The 3,889-nt window shown below is 70.0% G+C and carries 3 protein-coding genes and 1 pseudogene; all 4 read right to left on the bottom strand.

Translation table 11 applies throughout. From position 1 onward, the window contains the following. The coding region (locus tag AB1609_17575) for a dihydroxy-acid dehydratase (protein MEW6048257.1) at positions 1–884 on the bottom strand (884 nt) is incomplete at its 3' end. A 162-nt stretch (positions 885–1,046) separates the two neighbouring features. Next, positions 1,047–2,045 (bottom strand): annotated as a pseudogene (gene leuB, locus AB1609_17570) (3-isopropylmalate dehydrogenase). Positions 2,046–2,091: 46 nt separating this feature from the next. Continuing rightward, the gene (locus tag AB1609_17565) at positions 2,092–2,574 is read right to left on the bottom strand and encodes a 3-isopropylmalate dehydratase small subunit (protein MEW6048256.1); all 483 of its coding nucleotides are present in this window, start codon (positions 2,572–2,574) and stop codon (positions 2,092–2,094) included. Positions 2,575–2,601: 27 nt separating this feature from the next. Further along, a complete protein-coding gene (gene leuC / locus AB1609_17560) occupies positions 2,602–3,888 on the bottom strand; it encodes a 3-isopropylmalate dehydratase large subunit (GenBank protein ID MEW6048255.1) in 1,287 nt (428 codons plus the stop codon). Between the last annotated feature and the right edge of the window lies 1 nt (position 3,889).

Below are 3,889 nucleotides of genomic sequence, written 5' to 3'. Positions count from 1 at the left end.
ACGCGGTCGATGAGCTCAAGGTTGATGACGCCTGCCAGCCCGGCCTCGTGCGCGATGGCGAGCAGATGGAGGACCGTGTTGGTCGAACAGCCCAGAGCCATGTCAACCGCCAGCGCGTTGCGGAAGGCCGCCTCCGTGAGGATGTCCCGGGCCCGAAGGCCGCGCCGCACCAGTTCCATCACCTGCATGCCGGCCTGCTTGGCCAGCCGAAGGCGAGCCGCTTCCACGGCAGGAATCGTCCCGTTGCCGGGAAGGCCCAGGCCGATGGCCTCGGTGAGGCAGTTCATCGAGTTGGCGGTGAACATTCCCGAGCAGGAGCCGCACGTCGGGCAGGCCGCCTCCTCCAGCTCGAACAGCTCGTCGGCGCTGAGGCGGCCGGACTGGAAGGCCCCGACCCCCTCGAACACCGTGGCCAGGTCGACCGCCCGCCCGAACACGTTGCCGGCCAGCATCGGCCCGCCGCTGACGACGATGGCGGGCAAATCGAGCCGGGCCGCCGACATCAGCATGCCGGGCGTGATCTTGTCGCAGTTGGGGATGAGGACGAGCCCGTCCAGCTGGTGGGCCTCGACTACCGTCTCGACCGAGTCGGCGATCAGCTCGCGGCTTGGCAGCGAGAAGCGCATGCCCCGGTGGCCCATGGCGATGCCGTCGTCGACGCCGATGACGCCGAACTGGATCGGCGTGCCGCCGGCCATTCGGATGCCGTCGCACACCGCCCTGGCGATGATGTCCAGGTGCACGTGGCCGGGGATGATCTCGTTGCGGCTGTTCATCACCCCGATGAGCGGCCGGCGCAGCTCTTCGTCGGTGTATCCCATCGACTTGAACAGCGACCGGTGCGGCGCGCGGTGAAACCCCTCGACGACCTGGCGGCTGCGCAGGGTACCCGGCGCTGACTGACCGTCAGTCACCGACTGACCGTCAGTCGGTCCGGCGGGGTGCACGCCCCCGCCGCCTGCCAGCAGTTTGCGCACCCGGTCGGCGATGGCCCGGCCCACCTCTTCGGTGCCCGCCGGCTTGCCGCCGGGCGGCGCCAGGTCAGGCGTCAGGGGGCCACGAAGCAGCACGTCGTCGATCGCCTGCTCGACGGCCCTCGCCTCCCGCTCGAGGCCGAAGGCGTGGCGGAGCATCATGGCTGCCGAGGCGATGGCACCGATGGGGTTGCTGATTCCCTGGCCGGCGATGTCAGGGGCCGATCCGTGCACCGGCTCGAACAGGGGCGGCCGGCCGGCCGGACCGAGGCTGGCCGAGGGCAGCAGGCCGATGGAACCCACCAGGGCCGCGCCGAGGTCGCTGAGGATGTCGCCGAAGGTGTTCTCCGTCACCAGGACGTCGAACTGGCCCGGGTCTCGGACGAGTTGCATCGCGGCGTTGTCGACGTACAGGTGCTCGAGGTGGACGTCGGAAAACTCCTCCGCCACCGCCGCGACCACCCGCCGCCAGAGGCGGGAGGTCTCGAGCACGTTGCTCTTGTCGACCGAGGCCAGGCGCCGCCGCCGCTCCCGCGCCATCTGGAAGGCGGTCCGTACGACCCGCTCGATCTCCTGCGTCGTGTAGACCATGGTGTCAAAGGCGCGTTCACCGGAGGGCTCCCGCACGACCCCGCGCTCGCCGTAGTAGAGCCCGCCGGTCAGCTCCCGCACGATGAGGACGTCGATACCGGAGCCCACGACCTCCGGCCGCAGCGGCGCACGGCCCGCGACGCCTGACCGCAGGCGGACGGGACGGAGGTTGGCGAACGCGCCCGCGCACTTGCGCAGGCGCAGCAGGCCGGACTCCGGCCGCCGTTCGACCGGCTCGCCGTCCCAGCGGGGCCCGCCCACGGCGCCCAGCAAGATGGCGTCAGAGGAAAGGCAGAGCTCCTCCGTTTCGCGCGGGAACGGATCACCGGCTTCGTCCACGGCCGCTCCGCCGATCGGGGCCTGGACGAAGGTGAACTCCACGCCCGTGACATCCGCCACCGCCTCGAGAACGCGCACGGCCTCGCGCGTCACTTCCGGGCCGATGCCGTCGCCGGGCAGCACGGCGATACGGTAGCTCATATCCCACACAACCCCCTTGATCGCCGGGCGAAGCTGTAACCTGCCCCTAGGCCAGCCGCCGCCTGGCGTACCCCACCAGACCGCCGCTGCGCAGGATCTCCTGCATGAACGGCGGGAAAGGGGCGGCGCGAAACACCTCGCCCGTGCGGGTGCGGCGGATCGTGCCGGCCTCGACGTCCACCTCGACCTCCTCGCCGTGCTCGAGTGCCGCGGCGGCCTCGGGACACTCGAGGATCGGCAGCCCGACGTTGATCGCGTTGCGGTAGAAGATGCGTGCGAAAGAGGCGGCGACCACGCACTTGACCCCGGCGGCCCGGATCGACACGGGCGCGTGCTCGCGGGACGAGCCGGAGCCGAAGTTGCGCCCGGCCACGATCACGTCGCCCGGACGCACGTTCGGGGCGAATTGCGGGTCGAGGTCCTCCATGCAGTGGGCCGCCAGTTCCTTCGGATCCGACGTGAACAGGTACCGTGCCGGGATGATCACGTCGGTGTTGACGTTGTCGCCGTACTTCCAAACCCGTCCCATGCTGCATGCCTCCTGACACGACGGGGCCTAGGCCACGTCCTCGTAGCGGATGCCGAGTTCCTCAGGGTGGCACACCCGGCCGGCGACGGCCGACGCCGCGGCGACGGCGGGGTTCGCCAGGTACGACTCCGACTCGGGGTGCCCCATCCGGCCGACGAAGTTGCGGTTGGAGGTGCTGACGCACCGCTCACCCTTCCCGAGCACGCCCATGTGGCCGCCCAGGCAGGGTCCGCACGTGGACGCGCTGACCACGCAGCCGGCCTGCGTGAAGACCTCGATGAGCCCCTCGCGAAGCGCCTGGAGGTAGATGTCGCGCGAGGCGGGGATGACGATGGCCCGCACATCCGGGTGCACGTGCCGGCCCCGAAGGATCCGGGCCGCCATGCGCAGGTCCTCGAGCCGCCCGTTGGTACACGAGCCGATGAACACCTGGTCGATGCGGACGCTGTCCACCTGGCTGATGGGCCGCACGTTGTCCGGGGACCAGGGCAGGGCGATTTGCGGCTCGATGCTCGATGCGTCGAACTCGTAAACCTCGGCGTACTCGGCGCCGGGATCGGACGAGACTGGCGTGTACGGCCGCGCCGCTCGTTCGGCGACGTAGCGCAGCATCCGTTCATCCGGGTTGAAGATGCCGTTCTTGCCGCCGGCCTCGATGGCCATGTTGGCCATGGCCAACCGGGTATCCATGCCGAGGCTTGCCAGCGCCTCGCCGGTGAACTCCATCGCCTTGTAGGTGGCGCCGTCGCAGGAGATGCGCCCGATGGTGTAAAGGATCAGGTCCTTGCCGCTGACCCACGGCTGCACGCGCCCGTAGTACACGAACTTCATCGTCTCCGGCACCTTCAGCCACGTCTCGCCGGTGGCCATCGCGTAGGCGAGGTCGGTGCTGCCCACGCCGGTCGCAAAGCACCCGACGGCGCCGTAGGTGCACGTGTGGGAGTCGGCGCCGAGCACCACCTCACCGGGCAGCACCAGGCCGCGGTCGGGCAACAGCGCGTGCTCGATGCCCTCGCCCATCTCGTAGTAGTGGGTCAGGCCCTGCTCGCGGGCGAACTCGCGGGCGACCCTGCACTGGTCGGCGCTGCGGATGTCCTTGCTGGGTGCGAAGTGCGAGAGCACGATCGCCACCCGCCCGGGGTCGAAGACGCGCTTTGCTCCCATCTCGGCAAAGGCGGCGATCGCGAGCGGCGCGGTGATATCGTTCGCCATCAGGAAGTCGACCTTGACCTCCACCAGGCTGCCCGGCGCGACTTCCTCCACGCCGGCGTGGGCGGCGAGGATCTTCTCGGTGATGGTCATCGGCCGCCGCATG

The sequence above is a fragment of the Bacillota bacterium genome, from assembly GCA_040754675.1.
In the GTDB taxonomy this organism is placed as follows: Bacteria; Bacillota; Limnochordia; order Limnochordales; family Geochordaceae; genus Geochorda.
This window is presented reverse-complemented; position numbering and strand designations above follow the sequence as displayed.

Excerpts from the sequence above, each read along its gene's own strand:
- AB1609_17565 (MEW6048256.1), bottom strand. The coding sequence starts at position 2,574 with ATGGGACGGGTTTGGAAGTACGGCGACAACGTCAACACCGACGTGATC.
- leuC (MEW6048255.1), bottom strand. The coding sequence starts at position 3,888 with ATGCGGCGGCCGATGACCATCACCGAGAAGATCCTCGCCGCCCACGCC.